Below are 17,267 nucleotides of genomic sequence, written 5' to 3'. Positions count from 1 at the left end.
TGGTAGTGGGCGCCATGGAGAGTTTCAGCAGTATCGAATGTTTTGTTCGCAGCGCCGAAGTCGGCAGCTTTGCCGAGGCGGCACGACGTTTGGGCGTGACCCCGGCAGCGGTGGGTAAAAGCGTCGCCAAGTTGGAGGCGCGGATGGGGGTGCGCCTGTTCCAGCGCAGCACCCGCAGCTTGAGGCTGACCGAAGCCGGCCAGTTGTTTCTAGGAGAAGTTGGCAGCAGTTTCAACACCATCCAGAATGCCGTCGCCAACCTGGCCAGCGCCGGCGGACAACCGGCGGGAACGCTGAAAGTGAGCATGGGCACGGCGTTCGGGCGGTTGTATGTCGTGCCGTTGTTGGGGGAATTGCTGCGCAGGTACCCGGCGATCAGCCCGGATTGGCATTTCGATAACCGGCAGGTGGACTTGATCGGCCAGGGCTTCGACGCGGCTATCGGCGGCGGTTTTGAGTTGCCTCAGGGCGTCGTTGCTCGAAAATTGGCCGTGGCCCACCGGGTGCTGGTTGCGTCAGGCGATTATTTGCAGAAATATCCAGAGATCATCGAGCCCGGGGATCTGGCGCACCATCGAGGCATTCTTATTCGTTCGCCCCAAACCGGGCGTGTCCGTTCATGGCAATTGACCAGCCGCGACCAACAACATAGCCCGCTCATGCTTAAACCCGGCATGACAATGAGTGATTCAGAGGCCGATTGCGCCGCCGCGGCTCAGGGGTTGGGCATCGGTCTGGTCAGCATGCCAGTAGCTCTTCCCTTCCTCGACAGCGGCGCCGTGCAACGGGTCCTGCCGGACTGGTACGTCGATGATGGCAACATTTCCATCTATTACGCTGAGCATAAACTGTTGCCAGGCAAGACTCGGGCGTTCGTGGACTTCATCATTGAGCAGTTTGGCGAACAGGGGTTAGCTCGGCGGTTCAGCGCGGTCTGATCTGGACGTTGACCGAGTTGGCTCCAGTCGCGAGCAAGTTCGCTCCCACAGGATTTCGCAATAACACAGTTTGTGTGGCCGCTGGAATCCATGTGGGAGCGCGCCACGGTCTAGAGCCGCACACTCACCGCCCAAACCGCCCCGGCCAGCCGATGATGTTCTTCGGCCGAGGTGTCGCATAGGTGCGCACCTTAGAGGTGGACAACCCCAGCCGCACCAGCGATTCGGCAATCGTCACGGCCGCGGTCACCCCGTCGACCACCGGCACGCCGGTGCGCTGGCGGATCTGCTCATCGAGCCCGGCCATGCCGCCGCAGCCCAGGCAGATCACTTCCGCCTTGTCCTGCCTTACCGCCAGTTCGGCCTGCTGCACGATCGCTTCCACCGCCCGTTGCGGGTCCTCTTCAAGCTCCAATACCGCAAGGCCGCTGGCCCGCACCGAGGCGCAGCGATCGAACAGGCCGGAGAGTTTGAGACGATCTTCGATCAGCGGCACTGTGCGGTCGAGCGTCGTGACGACCGAGTAAGCGTGGCCCAGGAACATGGCGGTGCTGGCGCCAGCGTCGGTGATATCCACCACCGGCACGTCGAGCAACTCCTGCAAGCCCTCGCGACCATGCTCGCCGTAGCCGGCCTGGATTACCGCATCGAAGGGTTGGTCATAGGACATCACCCGGTCCATGACGGCGATGGCCGCCAGGTAGCTCTCGAAGTTGCCTTCGATGGAATCGGCACCGAAATGCGGCGTGAGCCCAATGATCTCGGTACCCGGCGCGGCGACGGCCTGGGCTTGTCGGGCAATGGCCTGGGTGATGGAATCGGTGGTGTTGACGTTGACCACTAGAATTCGCATGAGCTATTCCTTTTGAACGAAAAACAGGAGGCCCGTACCTGACGAGCCATCTCTATGGATTAATGGTTGACGTTATCCACAGCGATGGATTCGCCGCTTACGTCCTCGTAGTGCGGCTCGCGCTTGGCGATGATCAGGTACAACAACCCTGCAATCGAAGCGCCAATCAGCCAGGAAAATGGTGAAATGCTGTCGAAGCCGGGCACCAGCGCCAGGACAATCGCGATCAGTGCCGCTGGAATGAACGCCGCCACCGCCCGCAGGTTGACCCCGTTGCTGTAGAAATACGCACCATTTGGGTCCTCGCTGTACAGTTGCGGCACGTTGATGCGGCCTTTTCGCAGCAGCCAGTAGTCGACCATGATCACGCCATACAGCGGCCCGAGCAGGGCGCCGAGGCCGGACAGGAAATACACGATCACCAGCGGGCTGTTATAGAGATTCCACGGCAGGATCAGCACGGCAATGGCGGCGCTGATCAACCCCGCGCGGCGGAAGGTCAGGTACTTGGGCGCCAGGTTGCTGAGCACGAACGCCGGGGCGACGAAGTTGGCCATGATGTTCACCGCCACGGTGACGATCAAAAAGGCCAGGCAGCCAAGCACCAGGAAGAACGTATTGGGAATCGAGGCGATGACCTGGGTCGGGCTTTCGATGATCTGGCCGTTGATCTGGAACTGCGCACCGCACAACAGGATGGTAATGGCGGCAAACACCAGAATGTTCACCGGCAAGCCCCAGAAGTTTCCTACGACGATGGTTCGGCGGCACGGCGACGAGCGGGCGAAATCGCAGAAATTCAAGATGAGCGTGCCATAGATCGCCAGCCACAGCGCACCGCCCGCCAATATGTTGCGCCACATCTCGCCTCCGGTCAGGGGCTCGCGGATCGACCAGGCAATGGTTGCGTCGGCCTGCAGATACATCCAACCGGCAAGTGCCGCGACCGTCACCAGAATTACCGGCCCGGCGAAGCCTTCGTAGCGCCGGACCATCTCCATGCCGTAGGCCAGGATCACCAGTTGCACGAACCAGATGGCCACGAAGCACACCCAACCCAGGCTCGACAGCCCGAGGATGGAGTTCTGGTCGTACTCGGCGAACCCAGGGTGGACAGCGGTCAACAACACGCGAAATACCACTGAAGCCAGGTACGTCTGAATACCAAACCAGGCGATGGCGATAACGGCCCTGATCAGCGCAGGAATCTGCGCGCCGTGGATACCGAAACTGATCCGGCTGATGACGGGAAAAGGTACTCCAGTTTTCTGCCCCATGTAGCCGGACAGGTTCATGAAGCCATACACCAATGCCGCGCCGATCCCCAGGGATAGCAGGATCTGCCAGCCGCCCAGGCCCAGGGCATAAAGGCCGATGGCGAATGAATAGTTGGCGATGTTGTGTACGTCGTTGGTCCACAGGGCAAAGATGCTGTAGCGACCCCAGCGCCGGCCTTCGGCCTTGGTTGGCGCTAAATCCTTGTTATGCAATCTGGGGCTCAAGGCGAGAGGAGCTGCTGCTCGTTCTTCGAGCGCAGTGGTTGGGGAGGGCAGATCCAGCGCGATGTTATTAGAAAGACTTGTACGCATTCCGGCAGGCTCCAGAGTCTCGGGCCACGGTGACTGTGCATGAGCGCGAGGCTCGGCAGATCTTCGTCGCGGCGGCGAGCATCATTGGTTACGGGGCATCTGCAGCCTGTACGGGATAGGGCGCTTCAGGCTTGCGGATCGAAAAGTGTGTGTATTTTGTTTGGTCTTTGTATACAAAACGCTGGTCGTCTTAAGCCAGATATATGCCACTTCAGGATCTAACGAATAGGTCGTTGATTTCGGTTTGTTATGGATTGCAAGTAACCGCCTGAAATATCGAAGGTAAAATTTGACCGTTCGAACAGGTATTTATTTTCAACGCTAGCGTCAAGCGGGGGAGGCAGCAGGTAGGGTTTTAGAGTCGGTGTAACTTTTAGGGGCATTCAAGCGGGGCATGCACACAAAAATGGCACCTGAAGTGACATTTTTGTGTACAGAAAATGAGGAAGGACTAAACAGTCTTGGATTTGGCGATGATATTGCCGGCGTGCAGCCCGCATTCTTTCTGCGTGGCTTCCTCCCACCACCAGCGGCCCTCGCGCTCATGTTGGTTCGGCAGGACGGGGCGGGTGCATGGCTCGCAGCCGATGCTGATAAAACCGCGTTCGTGCAGGCTGTTATAAGGCAGCTCGAGCATGCGGATATAACCCCAGACTTCCTCGCTGGTCATCTGCGACAGCGGGTTGAACTTATACAGCGTGCGCTCGGGCGTAGAGAATGCCGTGTCGATTTCCAGCACCGCCACCTGGCTGCGGGTGCCAGGGCTCTGATCGCGACGCTGGCCGGTGGCCCAGGCGCGCACGTCGGTCAGTTTACGCCGCAACGGCTCGATCTTGCGGATGCCGCAGCATTCGCCATGGCCGTCCTTATAGAAACTGAACAGGCCTTTTTGCTTAACGAAAGGGTCCAGTTTCGTATGGTCGGGCGAGATCAATTCGATGTCGATCTTGTAGTGGTCGCGGACCTGGTCGATGAAACGATAGGTTTCCGGATGCAGGCGGCCGGTGTCGAGGCTGAACACCTTGACGTTCTTGTTCAGTTTCCAGGCCATGTCCACCAGCACCACGTCTTCGGCGCCGCTGAAGGATATCCACAGGTCATCGCCGAATTCGGCGAAGGCCAGCTTGAGGATGTCTTGGGGGGACTTGTTGGCATAGGTCGTGGCGAGTTCCACGACGTCAAACGATGGGCTCATCAGGGCGGTTTCCTACAGGTCGGTGGCGCTGGGCGCTCTATATGGGGCTGATGGTAACAAAAGCAACGGGGGCTGGCGCGCTCCTGTGCGTTGCGCGGGCTTCGACGAATGGCTAGAGTCGGCAAGCCTTTTGTTCGCTCAACCGATAAACATCAAAAAATGGGAGTGTCTTGTGGAAATTGCCTGTCTCGACCTGGAAGGTGTGCTGGTCCCGGAGATCTGGATCGCCTTCGCTGAAAAAACCGGGATTGAATCCCTCAGGGCAACCACTCGGGACATTCCCGACTACGACGTGCTGATGAAGCAACGGTTGCGCATCCTTGACGAGCATGGTCTCAAGCTCTCCGATATCCAGGAAGTCATCGCCACCCTCCAGCCGCTGGACGGCGCCATCGAATTCGTCGACTGGCTGCGGGAGCGGTTCCAGGTGGTGATTCTTTCCGACACCTTTTACGAGTTCTCCCAACCGCTGATGCGTCAGCTGGGTTTCCCGACGCTGCTCTGCCATCGTTTGATCACCGACGACGGCGGGCGAGTGACTGGCTATCAGCTGCGTCAGAAAGATCCCAAGCGTCAGTCGGTCCTTGCCTTCAAGAGCCTTTACTATCGGGTGATCGCGGCGGGAGATTCCTACAATGACACCACTATGCTGGGCGAAGCCGACGCTGGGATACTGTTCCATGCGCCTGAAAACGTCATCCGCGAGTTCCCGCAATTCCCGGCGGTGCATACGTTTGCCGAGTTGAAGCAGGAATTCATCAAGGCTTCGAACCGCCCCCTCGGCCTGTAACACTTCTCAGTGTGGGAGCGAGCCTGTTCGCGAAGCGGTTTGTCAGTCAACATCAATGCTGGCTGAACCACCGCCTTCGCGAGCAGGCTCGCTCCCACAGGGTTTACAGGTTCTGCAAGGTTTCGAGCAGGACCTTCACCTTGGTCATCGACTCCTGATATTCCGCCTGCCAATCTGAATCCGCGACAATCCCACCACCGCCCCAGCAACACACCTGTCCATCCTTGACCAACAAACTGCGGATGGCGATCGAGCTGTCCATTTCCCCGCGCACATCCAGATACAGCAGCGAGCCGCAATACAACCCGCGTCGGGTCGGTTCGAGTTCGTCGATGATCTGCATGGCGCGGATTTTCGGCGCGCCGGTGATCGAGCCGCCGGGAAAGCTACCAGCGATCAGGTCCAAGGCGTCCTTGCCATCCGCCAGTTCGCCGGTCACGCTGCTGACCAGGTGATGCACGTTCGGATAACTTTCCAGGCTGAACAGCTCCGGCACTCGCACCGAGCCGATGCGGCACGTGCGGCCCAGGTCATTGCGCAGCAGGTCGACAATCATCAGGTTTTCCGCTCGGTCCTTGGGGCTGGCCAGCAGTTCGGCGGCGTGGGCCGTGTCTTCCTCGGGCGTTGTGCCGCGGGGTCGGGTGCCCTTGATCGGGCGGGTTTCGACGTGGCCTTCGCTGACCTTGACGAAACGCTCCGGCGACAGGCTCAGTACCGCGCCGCCCTCCGGCAGGCTCTGGAAACCGGAAAAAGGCGTCGGGCAGGCCGCCCGCAGCGCCTGGTAAGCGGCCCACGCATCGCCCTGGCACCGGGCGCGAAAGCGCTGGGCAAAGTTGACCTGATAACAATCGCCGGCCTGGATATACGCCTGGATACGTTCGAATGCCTGCTTATAGGCTTCAGCGCTGAGGTCGGGCGCCATTGGGCCCTCAAGACTGAACGCCTTGGCAGGCGCCGCGAGCGGCTGGCTGAACAGTTCAATCAAACGTCGGCGTTCACTTTCGCCGCAATGGGGATGGAAAACCAGTTGGCTGGTAGCGGCCTGGTGATCGGTAATCAATGCCCAGTCGTACAGGCCGAAACGTGCGTCGGGCAGTTGCAGGTCATCGTGTGCATGGGACGGCAGTGCTTCGAGGTGTCGGCCGAAGTCGTAGCTCAAGTAGCCAATCAGGCCGCCAGCGAAGGGCAATTGCACCGTGCCAGGTAGCTCTGCGTGGCCCAGCTGCGTTAGATGCATCCGAAGACGCTGTAGGAAATGGCCACCGCTTTCATCCGGCAGCACCGCCAGTTGTTCCAGCGGCCAGGCACTGAGCAGGTCATAACGCCCCCGCTCGGCGCTCGGCCGGCCGCTGTCGAGCAGCACGCTTCCCGGGGCATGGCGGATCGCCGCGAAATAATCGGCGGGGTTGGCGCGGTAGGGCAGCGGGTGTACGAAGCAGGTTGGCATGGGCGGGGTGGGTCGGCCGTTCAGGCGGGGTGGCGATTGTAATCCCCTGTAGGAATTGCTCCTAGAGGGATGTCGGTATTGAACAGGTCTGAAGCTTCAATGAGACCCGTGGCGAGGGAGCTTGCTCCCGCTGGGCAGCGAAGCGGCCCCCTGGGCAGTTGAGCGCGATCATTCTGATACACCGAGGTGCTGGGCTTTGGGGTTGCTGCGCAACCCAGCGGGAGCAAGCTCCCTCGCCACAGGGTTCAACCTTCAGCTTCGGTTTTCATCCTCAGCTTCACCCCTCAACCGGCGGAATGTGCCCGAACAATTCCTGGGCAAACGCCACGCGCTCTTCCACGGTTTCGATCACGCCTCGGGCCTTGAGCTCTTCCAGGCGTGCTTCCACGGCATGGGTGCGCAGGGTCAGCCCGCAGTCGTTGGCAATCTGGATGTTCAGCCCGGGGCGGGCGTTCAGTTCGAGGATCAACGGTCCTTTTTCCTGGTCCAGCACCATGTCTACGCCGATGTAGCCCAGCCCGCACAGTTCATAGCAACCGGCGGCCAGTTTCATGAAGCCGTCCCAGTAGGGCAACTGCACGCCATCCACCGCGTTGGTGGTGTCGGGGTGCTTGGTGATGATGTTGTTCAGCCAGGTGCCGCGCAGGGTGAGGCCGGTGGCGAGGTCGACGCCGACGCCGATGGCGCCCTGGTGCAGGTTGGCCTTGCCGCCGGACTGACGGGTCGGCAAGCGCAGCATGGCCATCACCGGGTAGCCCATCAACACGATGATGCGGATGTCCGGCACGCCTTCGTAGCTGATGCTCTTGAAGATCTGGTCCGGCGTCACGCGGTACTCGATCAGCGCCCGGTCACGGTGCCCGCCCAAGGAATACAGGCCGGTGAGGATGCTCGAGACGTGGTGCTCGATTTCCTCGTGGCTGATGATCTTGCCGGACACGGTGCGGTAGCGGCCTTCGAAGCGATCGGCGATGACGATGATGCCATCGCCGCCGGCGCCCTGGGCCGGCTTGATCACGAAGTCGGTGCGCCCGCCGATGATCTCGTCGAGCTTGTCGATTTCCTTCTCGGTGGAGATCACCCCGTACAGCTCCGGCACATGAATGCCGGCGGCGATAGCCCGTTCCTTGGTGATGATCTTGTCATCGACGATGGGGTACAGGCTGCGCTTGTTGTACTTGAGCACGTAGTCGGCGTTACGCCGGTTGATGCCCATGATGCCCCGGGCTTCCAGGGCTTTCCAGGTCTTCCAGAGGCCGAACATCAGGAGTCAGCCTTGACGAAGGCCTTGAACCGAACCAGCTCGGTCAGGCGGTAGCCGCGATAGCGACCCATGGCCAGCATGAAGCCCACCAGGATCAGCAGGATCGCCGGGAAGGTGAACACGAAGTACACCAGCTCAGGAACACTCATGATCAGGTGCGCCAGCGACGCGGCGAACAAGGTGCCGATGGCGACTTTCATCGCGTGGCCGGCGCCGCGTTCTTCCCAAGTGATGGACAGGCGTTCGATGGTCATGGTCAGGATCACCATCGGGAACAGCGCCACTGACAAGCCGCGTTCCAGGCCCAACTTATGGCTGAACAGGCTGATGGCGGCGATCAGCACCACCACGAACGTCAGCACCACCGAGAGCCTCGGCAGCATTTGCAGCTTGAGGTGCTCCAGGTACGAACGCAGCGACAGGCCCAGCGTGGTGATCACCGTGAACAGTATGATGCCGAAACCCAGTTGGGTTTCGCGGAAGGCGAGGGCGATCAGCACCGGGGTGAAGGTCCCCAGGGTTTGCAGGCCGATCAGGTTGCGCAGCACCAGGATCACCAGCACGCCAATGGGGATCATCACCATGATCATGAAGGTTTGCTGGGTCTGCAGCGGCAGGCCGTACAGGGAATATTCGAGGAAGTTGGCGTCAGTGTTCTCATCCGTCAGCTTGGCCAGGCGAATGGCGTTCATTTCGCTGTTGTTCATGCTGAAGGTGACGGTGGCTTTCTTGCCGCCATCGACGGTGATCAGGTTCTCATCGCCGGTCCACCACAGCAAACGGTCGGTGGGCAGGCCTTGCTCGCCGGTATCCGGGTTGAAATACAGCCAATCGGTGCCGTTGAAACTGCGCAGCCACAGCTCGGGTGTCTGCGGTTGGTCAGCCACCAGGCGGATGGTGTGGACCTTTTCCACCGGCACGTGGGCAATGGACAGCACCAATTCAACGATGCGTGCCTTGTTGGCCGACGAAGGATCACCGGCCAGCAACAGCTTGACGTTGTCGTCGTTGAGGTTGTTGACCCGCTTGATCGCTTCGCTGATGAAGGTCTCGACGTCTGCCGAATGCTGGCGGATCGGCGCGAGCAGTGCTTCGGCGGCGAGTTTTTCCGGCCCTTCGACGGCAATGCTGTCGCGGAAGGTAGGGCCCTTGACCTTGGTTTTCTCGGCGCTGTAGCGCTTGGTCAGCACCAAGCGGTAATAGAGGGTCTGGTTGCCCTTGGCGCGACGGGCCGACCACGTCACCTTGCGGTTGCCGTCGACCCGGTTCACCGCCACGCCGTAATTATTGGAAATGAAGCTCTCGTTGAGGCTCACATAGTCGCGGCTCAAGGGGGGCACGAACATCTGGATCTTCACCGGATCCTTGGCGTTGGGCACGAATTCGACCTTGGCATCGATATTCCAGAGATCATCGGTGGCGTCTTCGGTCACCGGGATGCCGAGCACGAAAATCTGATAGGCCGTTACCGACAGGCCCAGCACCACCAGGATGGCGATCAGCATTTTCAAATGGAGGGTAAGGGAGCGCATTGGAATTACTCTGCGGTGTGAGCGGCATTGGCGCAGGCGGGTTTGCCGGCTGCGTATTTGAGACTGGGGTCGACCAGCGCGTCGAAGCGTTTAAGCGCCTCGGAGCCGATCAGCAACGGGTATTGAAAGGCGCTGCGGTCGGTCAGGTTCACTTCGATGCTGCGCAGGGCCGAGCCCATGCAGATGTCCAGTTCGATGACCGGCCGGGCCGTGTACTTCTTGCCTTCTTCGGGGTCGTAGTCACCGGCGCGGCGCTTGATCTTGCTGACCCGGGCCAGCGGGCGTTCGATGGGGTGCGAATGGGCGGCGTCGATCGCCAGGTAAAAGCGCACCCAGGATTCGCCGTTGCGCTTGAAGCGCTTGATGTCGCGGGCACTGAGCGAGGCCGTCTTGGCACCGGTGTCCAGCTTGGCGGCAACCTCCAGGTCAATGCCCTGCAGCGCCGCATATTCGTTGAGGCCGTACACGGTTTTTTCCCCCGCCGCGGCGAGCCCCGGCAGGCACATAAAGCAAAAGGCAGCGGATAAGGGCTTGAGTGTCATAAATCCTGGTGCGCAGCGTTCCGTTTTCGGTTCAGGCCCTGGCATTACTGCACAAGCTCCCTAGGTGCCTTCTCTATATAGAAGAGTGGCAAATGCGGCGGCATTCTAGCACGGTGGTTTTCTGACGCCACCGCTGGCCGGGGCTACGATACTTCGAAGCGGCAAGTTATGTCAGCACGCGTTATTAGACGATTGTCGACAATATGGTTTTTTGCTTTGACCTTTGAGGGTTATACGTTTAGTTTTTGCCGTATTGATTTCAAAGGTGTCGACAATATGCTCGATCAGCTCGAAACGCCGGTCCTCGTCCAAGACGATGTCGAGACCTTGTCCGAGAACGTTTTTCGACGCATCCAGGCTGCCATCGTCAAGGGCGATATCGCCCCGGGCAGCAAGATCTCCGAGCCCGAACTGGCCCGTACCTACGGCATCAGCCGTGGGCCGCTGCGCGAGGCGATCCATCGCCTCGAAGGCCAGCGCCTGCTGGTGCGCATCCCCCATGTCGGGGCACGAGTGGTCTCGCTGAGCCATGCCGAGCTGCTGGAGCTCTATGAAATTCGCGAGTCCCTGGAGGGCATGGCCTGTCGCCTCGCGGCGCAGCGCATGACCCTGGAGGAAATCGACGAACTGCGCCGGGTCCTGGAAACCCACGAGCGGGATGCGGCGTTCCAGGCCGGTGTCGGCTATTACCAGCAGGAAGGCGACTTCGACTTCCACTATCGGATTATCCAGGGCAGCGGCAATCGCACCCTGACGCAGATGCTCTGCGGCGAGTTGTACCAACTGGTGCGCATGTACCGCATCCAGTTCTCCACCACGCCCAACCGTCCGCGCCAGGCTTTTGCCGAGCACCATCGGATTCTCGATGCCATCGCCGACCGTGACGGCGAACTGGCTGAATTATTGATGCGCCGGCACATCGGCGCGTCCAAACGCAACATTGCGCGTCATTTCCAGGACAGCGCCGCCACTGAACGAGGTGAGTCATGAGCAACAGCACTCCAGGCCAGCGATTCCGCGATGCGGTCGCCAGCGAGCATCCGCTGCAAGTGGTCGGCACGATCAACGCCAACCACGCGCTGCTGGCCAAGCGCGCCGGTTTCAAGGCGATCTACCTATCGGGTGGCGGCGTGGCAGCCGGCTCTCTCGGCGTGCCGGACCTGGGCATCACCGGCCTGGATGACGTGCTGACCGACGTGCGCCGCATCACCGATGTTTGCGACTTGCCGTTGCTGGTGGACGTGGACACCGGTTTCGGTTCCTCGGCGTTCAACGTGGCGCGCACGGTCAAGTCGATGATCAAGTTTGGCGCGGCGGCGATTCATATCGAGGACCAGGTCGGCGCCAAGCGCTGCGGCCATCGCCCGAACAAGGAAATCGTCTCGCAGCAGGAAATGGTCGACCGCATCAAGGCCGCCGTCGATGCCCGCACCGATGACAGCTTCGTGATCATGGCCCGTACCGACGCCCTGGCGGTGGAAGGCTTGGAATCGGCGCTGGACCGCGCCGCCGCATGCATCGAGGCCGGCGCCGACATGATTTTCCCCGAAGCCATCACCGAACTTGAAATGTACAAGCTGTTCGCCAGCCGCGTGAAAGCGCCGATCCTGGCCAACATCACCGAATTCGGCGCGACCCCGCTCTACACCACCGAACAACTCGCCGGGGCCGACGTGTCCCTGGTGCTCTACCCGCTGTCGGCCTTCCGGGCCATGAACAAGGCGGCCGAAAACGTCTACACCGCCATCCGTCGCGACGGCACGCAACAGAATGTCATCGACACCATGCAGACCCGAATGGAGCTTTACGATCGCATCGACTACCACACCTTCGAGCAGAAGCTCGATGCGCTGTTCGCGGCGAAGAAGTAAGGCGCGACTCCCTACAAATTCAAGAAAATGGAGACAGAACATGGCCGAAGCAAAAGTACTCAGTGGCGCCGGGCTCCGTGGCCAGGTAGCTGGGCAAACAGCCCTGTCCACCGTAGGCCAGTCGGGCGCCGGGCTGACCTATCGCGGCTACGACGTCCGCGACCTGGCGGCGGATGCGCAATTTGAAGAAGTGGCCTACCTGCTGCTGTACGGCGAGCTGCCGACCCAGGCACAGCTGGACGCCTATACCGGTAAATTGCGCCAATTGCGCGACTTGCCCCAGGCCTTGAAAGAAGTGCTGGAGCGCATTCCCGCCGACGCCCACCCGATGGACGTGATGCGCACCGGTTGCTCGTTTCTCGGCAACCTTGAGCCTGAGCAGGATTTCTCCCAACAGCACGACAAGACCGACCGCCTGCTCGCGGCGTTCCCGGCGATCATGTGCTACTGGTATCGCTTCAGCCACGAAGGTCAGCGCATCGAATGCGTAACTGACGAAGTGTCCATTGGCGGCCACTTCCTGCATCTATTGCACGGTAAGAAGCCGAGCGAGCTGCACGTCAAAGTGATGAACGTGTCGCTGATTCTCTACGCCGAGCACGAATTCAACGCCTCGACCTTCACCGCCCGCGTCTGCGCCTCCACGCTGTCAGACCTGTTCTCTTGCATCACGGCCGCCATCGGCTCGTTGCGCGGCCCGTTGCATGGCGGCGCCAACGAGGCGGCGATGGAAATGATCGAGCGTTTCAGCTCACCGCAAGACGCCATCGAAGGCACCCTCGGTATGCTGGCGCGCAAAGACAAGATCATGGGCTTCGGCCACGCGATCTATAAGGACAACGACCCGCGCAACGAGGTAATCAAGGGATGGTCGAAAAAACTTGCCGATGAAGTGGGCGACACGGTGCTGTTCCCGGTTTCCGAAGCCATCGACAAGACCATGTGGGAGCAGAAGAAACTGTTTCCCAACGCCGATTTCTACCATGCCTCGGCGTACCACTTCATGGGCATCCCGACCAAGCTGTTCACGCCGATCTTCGTCTGCTCGCGCCTGACCGGCTGGGCCGCCCACGTGTTCGAACAACGCGCCAACAACCGCATCATCCGACCGAGCGCCGAATACACCGGCGTTGAACAGCGCAAGTTCGTGCCAATCGAACAACGCTGAGCTGGAGGGCTAGCCGCAGGAACTGGGGAACTGGATAAACCCACAACCCTGTGGGAGCGAGCCTGCTCGCGATAGCGTCGGGTCAGCAGCATCAATGTTGGCTGACACACCGCAATCGCGAGCAGGCTCGCTCCCACAAGGGAACATGTTCACTTCAGTAGCTGCGCCAACCCTTCTGAAACCACCGTGACCCGAGTCCTGACGATGAACACAGAATTTCGCAAACCGCTGCCTGGCACTTCGCTGGATTATTTCGATGTTCGCGCGGCCGTGGAGGCCATCCGCCCCGGCGCCTACGATGGCTTGCCGTACACCTCTCGCGTATTGGCGGAGAATCTCGTGCGCCGCTGCGACCCGGCCACGCTGCGTGAATCGCTGCTGCAACTGATCGAGCGCAAGCGCGACCTGGACTTCCCATGGTTTCCGGCGCGGGTGGTGTGCCATGACATTCTCGGCCAGACCGCCCTGGTGGACTTGGCCGGTTTGCGCGACGCCATTGCCCAGCAGGGCGGCGACCCGGCGCAAGTCAACCCGGTGGTGCCGACCCAACTGATCGTCGACCACTCCCTGGCGGTCGAGAGCGCCGGTTTCGATCCCCAGGCCTTCGCCAAGAACCGCGCCATCGAAGACCGCCGCAACGAAGACCGCTTTCACTTCATCAACTGGACCAAGAAAGCTTTCAAGAACGTCGATGTGATTCCGCCGGGCAACGGGATCATGCACCAGATCAACCTGGAGAAAATGTCGCCGGTGATCCAGCAGCGGGACGGCGTGGCCTTCCCGGACACGTGCGTCGGCACCGACAGCCACACGCCCCACGTCGATGCACTGGGCGTGATTGCCATCGGCGTTGGTGGCTTGGAAGCGGAAAGCGTCATGCTTGGCCGCGCCTCGTGGATGCGCTTGCCGGAAATTGTCGGCGTCGAGCTGACCGGCAAGCTGCAACCGGGCATCACCGCCACCGACATGGTGCTGGCGCTGACTGAATTCCTGCGTAAACAAAAAGTCGTGGGCGCATGGCTGGAGTTTTACGGCGAAGGCGCCAGCGCGCTGACCTTGGGCGACCGGGCGACCATCTCCAACATGGCCCCTGAGTACGGCGCCACGGCGGCAATGTTCCATATCGATCAGCAGACGATCGACTACCTGAAGCTCACTGGGCGCGAAGACCAGCAAGTGCAGCTGGTCGAACACTACGCCAAGACCATTGGCCTGTGGGCAGACAGCCTCAAGGGCGCGCAATACGAGCGTGGCCTGACGTTCGATCTTTCTTCGGTCGTGCGCAACATGGCCGGCCCGAGCAACCCCCACGCCCGTGTCGCGGTGTCGGATCTGGCCGCCAAAGGCATCTCCGGCCAGTGGGACGACGTGCCTGGGCAAATGCCCGACGGCGCGGTGATCATCGCCGCGATCACCAGTTGCACCAACACCAGCAACCCGCGCAACGTGATCGCCGCAGGCCTGCTGGCGCGCAACGCCAACCGCCTGGGCCTGGCCCGCAAGCCGTGGGTCAAGTCATCCCTGGCACCGGGCTCTAAAACCGTGGCGCTGTACCTGGATGAAGCCGGCCTTACGCCCGAGCTTGAGAAGCTGGGCTTCGGCGTGGTGGCGTTTGCCTGCACCACGTGCAACGGCATGTCCGGTGCGTTGGACCCGGTGATCCAACAGGAAATCATCGACCGCGACCTGTACGCCACCGCCGTGCTGTCGGGCAACCGCAACTTCGACGGGCGTATCCACCCGTACGCCAAGCAGGCGTTTTTGGCCTCGCCGCCCCTGGTGGTTGCTTATGCCATCGCCGGGACCATCCGCTTCGACATCGAGAAAGATGTGCTGGGCGTGGTGGACGGCCGCGAAATCCGCCTCAAGGACATCTGGCCAAGCGACGAAGAAATCGAAGCCGTGGTCAAGGCAGCGGTGAAGCCGGAGCAGTTCCGCCAGGTCTACATCCCGATGTTCGCCATCCAGGAAGACACCGGCCCGAAAGTCACGCCGCTGTACGACTGGCGCCCGCAAAGCACCTACATCCGTCGCCCGCCTTATTGGGAAGGTGCATTGGCCGGTGCGCGGCCACTGCAGGGCATGCGCCCGCTGGCGGTGCTGCCGGACAACATCACCACCGATCACCTGTCGCCATCCAACGCCATCATGTTGGACAGCGCCGCCGGTGAGTACCTGGCGAAAATGGGCCTGCCGGAAGAGGACTTCAACTCTTACGCGACCCACCGCGGCGACCACCTGACCGCGCAGCGCGCGACCTTCGCCAACCCGAAACTGTTCAACGAAATGGTCGTTGAAAACGGCAAGGTCAAGCAGGGCTCCCTGGCCCGGGTCGAGCCGGAAGGCAAGGTCATGCGCATGTGGGAAGCCATCGAGACCTACATGGAACGCAAGCAGCCGTTGATCATCGTCGCTGGCGCCGACTACGGCCAGGGATCGTCGCGGGACTGGGCGGCCAAGGGGGTGCGTCTGGCCGGTGTCGAGGCGATCGTTGCCGAAGGCTTCGAGCGCATCCATCGCACCAATCTGGTGGGCATGGGCGTGTTGCCGCTGGAGTTCAAGCCCGGTACAGATCGCAAGACCCTGGGCATCGACGGCAGCGAAATATACGACGTGATCGGCGAGCGCACCCCGCGCGCGACGTTGACGTTGGTCATCACCCGCAAGAACGGCGAGCGCGTCGAAGTGCCGGTGACCTGCCGCCTCGATACCGCCGAGGAAGTGTCGATCTACGAAGCCGGGGGCGTGTTGCAACGTTTCGCCCAGGACTTCCTCGAGTCGGCGGTGGCCGTTTAAATCGCCTGGGTGGCCGGTTTTTCCGGCCGCCCGTTTTTAAGGAGTTGGAGCACATGGCTCACTCGCCTCAAATCAAGATCCCCGCGACCTACATGCGTGGCGGCACCAGCAAAGGCGTGTTCTTCAGCCTGCCAGACCTGCCCGAAGCCGCCCGAGTCCCTGGCCCGGTCCGGGATGCCCTGTTGCTGCGGGTGATCGGCAGCCCCGACCCGTACGAAAAACAGATCGATGGCATGGGCGGCGCGACGTCCAGCACCAGCAAGACGGTAATCCTGTCCAAGAGCACCCGGGCCGACCACGATGTCGACTATCTGTTCGGCCAGGTGTCCATCGACAAGCCTTTCGTGGACTGGAGCGGCAACTGCGGCAACCTGTCGGCGGCGGTGGGGTCGTTTGCCATCAGCAGTGGCTTGGTGGAGCCGGCCCGGATTCCGCAAAACGGTGTGGCCGTGGTGCGGATCTGGCAGGCCAACATCGGCAAGACCATCATCGCCCATGTACCGATCACCGACGGCGCGGTGCAGGAAACCGGCGACTTCGAACTCGATGGCGTGACCTTTCCGGCGGCTGAAGTACAGCTGGAATTCATGGACCCGGCTGCCGAGGAGGAGGGCGGTGGCGGCTCGATGTTCCCAACCGGGAACTTGGTGGACGACTTGGAAGTGCCCGGTGTTGGTACCTTGAAGGCGACGCTGATCAACGCAGGCATCCCGACGATTTTCATCAATGCCCGGGATATCGGGTACACCGGTACTGAATTGCAGGGCGCCATCAACGGCGATCCGAAGGCGCTGGCGATGTTCGAAACCATCCGCGCCCACGGTGCCTTGCGCATGGGGTTGATCAAGCATCTGGACGAAGCGGCTCAGCGCCAGCACACCCCCAAAGTCGCGTTTGTCGCGCCGCCAGCGGATTACCTTTCGTCCAGCGGGAAAGCCGTGGCGGCGGGCGACGTCGATTTGCTAGTGCGGGCGTTATCCATGGGCAAGCTGCACCACGCCATGATGGGCACCGCCGCCGTCGCCATCGGCACCGCCGCCGCGATTTCCGGCACCCTGGTGAATCTGGCCGCCGGCGGTATCGAGCGCAACGCCGTGCGTTTCGGCCACCCGTCCGGCACCTTGCGTGTCGGCGCCGAGGCCAGCCAGGTCGACGGCGAATGGACTGTGAAAAAAGCCATCATGAGCCGCAGCGCGCGGGTATTGATGGAAGGGTTCGTGCGGGTGCCCGGGGATGTTTTTTAACGGGTTCCTTCAGACATAACCCAAGACCTGTGGGAGCG

General features: G+C 61.2%; 14 protein-coding genes. 7 read left to right on the top strand and 7 right to left on the bottom strand.

The window, feature by feature from the left end; genetic code table 11:
* The first annotated feature begins 14 nt into the window (after window positions 1–14).
* Window positions 15–938: a LysR family transcriptional regulator gene (locus tag J3P81_RS16995; protein ID WP_434559934.1), complete on the top strand. Its 924-nt coding sequence runs from the start codon at window positions 15–17 to the stop codon at window positions 936–938.
* A 124-nt stretch (window positions 939–1,062) separates the two neighbouring features.
* On the opposite strand, the gene J3P81_RS16990 is transcribed toward J3P81_RS16995, so the two are convergent.
* From J3P81_RS16990 to J3P81_RS16980, 3 genes are all read right to left on the bottom strand, one after another.
* Window positions 1,063–1,791, bottom strand: a complete 729-nt coding sequence (locus tag J3P81_RS16990) for an aspartate/glutamate racemase family protein (RefSeq protein ID WP_420767243.1) — start codon at window positions 1,789–1,791, stop codon at window positions 1,063–1,065.
* A gap of 59 nt (window positions 1,792–1,850) precedes the next feature.
* Complete coding sequence (locus J3P81_RS16985; protein ID WP_434559932.1) at window positions 1,851–3,380, bottom strand: NCS1 family nucleobase:cation symporter-1; 1,530 nt, start codon at window positions 3,378–3,380, stop codon at window positions 1,851–1,853.
* A 451-nt stretch (window positions 3,381–3,831) separates the two neighbouring features.
* Window positions 3,832–4,575 carry a phosphoadenylyl-sulfate reductase gene (locus J3P81_RS16980; protein WP_420767244.1) on the bottom strand — a complete coding sequence of 248 codons (744 nt, stop codon included), beginning with the start codon at window positions 4,573–4,575 and terminating at the stop codon, window positions 3,832–3,834.
* A gap of 172 nt (window positions 4,576–4,747) precedes the next feature.
* On the opposite strand from J3P81_RS16980, the gene thrH reads away from it, so the two are divergent.
* Window positions 4,748–5,365, top strand: a complete 618-nt coding sequence (thrH, locus tag J3P81_RS16975) for a bifunctional phosphoserine phosphatase/homoserine phosphotransferase ThrH (protein ID WP_434559930.1) — start codon at window positions 4,748–4,750, stop codon at window positions 5,363–5,365.
* A 103-nt stretch (window positions 5,366–5,468) separates the two neighbouring features.
* Here the strand turns inward: thrH and pabB are convergent, their stop codons facing one another.
* From pabB to J3P81_RS16955, 4 genes are all read right to left on the bottom strand, one after another.
* The gene (pabB, locus tag J3P81_RS16970; RefSeq protein ID WP_434559928.1) at window positions 5,469–6,812 is read right to left on the bottom strand and encodes an aminodeoxychorismate synthase component I; all 1,344 of its coding nucleotides are present in this window, start codon (window positions 6,810–6,812) and stop codon (window positions 5,469–5,471) included.
* Between the two features lie 277 nt (window positions 6,813–7,089).
* Window positions 7,090–8,076, bottom strand: coding sequence for an alpha-L-glutamate ligase-like protein (locus J3P81_RS16965; protein WP_039593716.1), 987 nt, complete (start codon window positions 8,074–8,076; stop codon window positions 7,090–7,092).
* Window positions 8,076–9,608, bottom strand: a complete 1,533-nt coding sequence (locus J3P81_RS16960) for an inactive transglutaminase family protein (RefSeq protein WP_420767247.1) — start codon at window positions 9,606–9,608, stop codon at window positions 8,076–8,078. The genes J3P81_RS16965 and J3P81_RS16960 overlap by 1 nt, the downstream gene beginning before the upstream one ends.
* Window positions 9,609–9,613: 5 nt before the next feature.
* Window positions 9,614–10,150, bottom strand: a complete 537-nt coding sequence (locus J3P81_RS16955) for an ATP-dependent zinc protease family protein (protein ID WP_420767248.1) — start codon at window positions 10,148–10,150, stop codon at window positions 9,614–9,616.
* 276 nt (window positions 10,151–10,426) lie between these two features.
* Here J3P81_RS16955 and J3P81_RS16950 point away from each other — a divergent pair, with 276 nt between their 5' ends.
* The 5 genes from J3P81_RS16950 (at window position 10,427) to prpF (ending at window position 17,229) form a co-directional block, all read left to right on the top strand.
* On the top strand, window positions 10,427–11,140 hold the full coding sequence (locus J3P81_RS16950) for a GntR family transcriptional regulator (protein ID WP_434559926.1): 714 nt from the start codon (window positions 10,427–10,429) through the stop codon (window positions 11,138–11,140).
* Window positions 11,137–12,021 carry a methylisocitrate lyase gene (prpB, locus tag J3P81_RS16945; protein ID WP_030137801.1) on the top strand — a complete coding sequence of 295 codons (885 nt, stop codon included), beginning with the start codon at window positions 11,137–11,139 and terminating at the stop codon, window positions 12,019–12,021. The genes J3P81_RS16950 and prpB overlap by 4 nt, the downstream gene beginning before the upstream one ends.
* Window positions 12,022–12,061: 40 nt before the next feature.
* Window positions 12,062–13,189: a bifunctional 2-methylcitrate synthase/citrate synthase gene (gene prpC / locus J3P81_RS16940; protein WP_434559924.1), complete on the top strand. Its 1,128-nt coding sequence runs from the start codon at window positions 12,062–12,064 to the stop codon at window positions 13,187–13,189.
* 204 nt (window positions 13,190–13,393) lie between these two features.
* Complete coding sequence (acnD, locus tag J3P81_RS16935; protein WP_434559922.1) at window positions 13,394–15,985, top strand: Fe/S-dependent 2-methylisocitrate dehydratase AcnD; 2,592 nt, start codon at window positions 13,394–13,396, stop codon at window positions 15,983–15,985.
* Between the two features lie 53 nt (window positions 15,986–16,038).
* Entirely contained in the window at window positions 16,039–17,229 is a 1,191-nt protein-coding gene (prpF, locus tag J3P81_RS16930; RefSeq protein WP_434559920.1) for a 2-methylaconitate cis-trans isomerase PrpF, read from the top strand.
* Window positions 17,230–17,267 lie beyond the last annotated feature (38 nt).

Origin of the sequence: Pseudomonas sp. R1-6 (assembly GCF_051132115.1) — a bacterium.
GTDB lineage: Bacteria > Pseudomonadota > Gammaproteobacteria > Pseudomonadales > Pseudomonadaceae > Aquipseudomonas.
Note: the sequence above shows the minus strand (reverse complement) of the source record. Positions and strands in the feature narration are given on the sequence as shown.

Bases quoted from the DNA above. Each gene is read 5' to 3' on its own strand.
- J3P81_RS16995 (WP_434559934.1), top strand. From the start codon at position 15: ATGGAGAGTTTCAGCAGTATCGAATGTTTTGTTCGCAGCGCCGAAGTC.
- prpB (WP_030137801.1), top strand. From the start codon at position 11,137: ATGAGCAACAGCACTCCAGGCCAGCGATTCCGCGATGCGGTCGCCAGC.
- prpF (WP_434559920.1), top strand. From the start codon at position 16,039: ATGGCTCACTCGCCTCAAATCAAGATCCCCGCGACCTACATGCGTGGC.
- J3P81_RS16960 (WP_420767247.1), bottom strand. From the start codon at position 9,608: ATGCGCTCCCTTACCCTCCATTTGAAAATGCTGATCGCCATCCTGGTG.
- J3P81_RS16980 (WP_420767244.1), bottom strand. From the start codon at position 4,575: ATGAGCCCATCGTTTGACGTCGTGGAACTCGCCACGACCTATGCCAAC.
- prpC (WP_434559924.1), top strand. From the start codon at position 12,062: ATGGCCGAAGCAAAAGTACTCAGTGGCGCCGGGCTCCGTGGCCAGGTA.
- acnD (WP_434559922.1), top strand. From the start codon at position 13,394: ATGAACACAGAATTTCGCAAACCGCTGCCTGGCACTTCGCTGGATTAT.
- J3P81_RS16985 (WP_434559932.1), bottom strand. From the start codon at position 3,380: ATGCGTACAAGTCTTTCTAATAACATCGCGCTGGATCTGCCCTCCCCA.
- J3P81_RS16990 (WP_420767243.1), bottom strand. From the start codon at position 1,791: ATGCGAATTCTAGTGGTCAACGTCAACACCACCGATTCCATCACCCAG.
- pabB (WP_434559928.1), bottom strand. From the start codon at position 6,812: ATGCCAACCTGCTTCGTACACCCGCTGCCCTACCGCGCCAACCCCGCC.
- J3P81_RS16965 (WP_039593716.1), bottom strand. From the start codon at position 8,076: ATGTTCGGCCTCTGGAAGACCTGGAAAGCCCTGGAAGCCCGGGGCATC.
- J3P81_RS16955 (WP_420767248.1), bottom strand. From the start codon at position 10,150: ATGACACTCAAGCCCTTATCCGCTGCCTTTTGCTTTATGTGCCTGCCG.
- J3P81_RS16950 (WP_434559926.1), top strand. From the start codon at position 10,427: ATGCTCGATCAGCTCGAAACGCCGGTCCTCGTCCAAGACGATGTCGAG.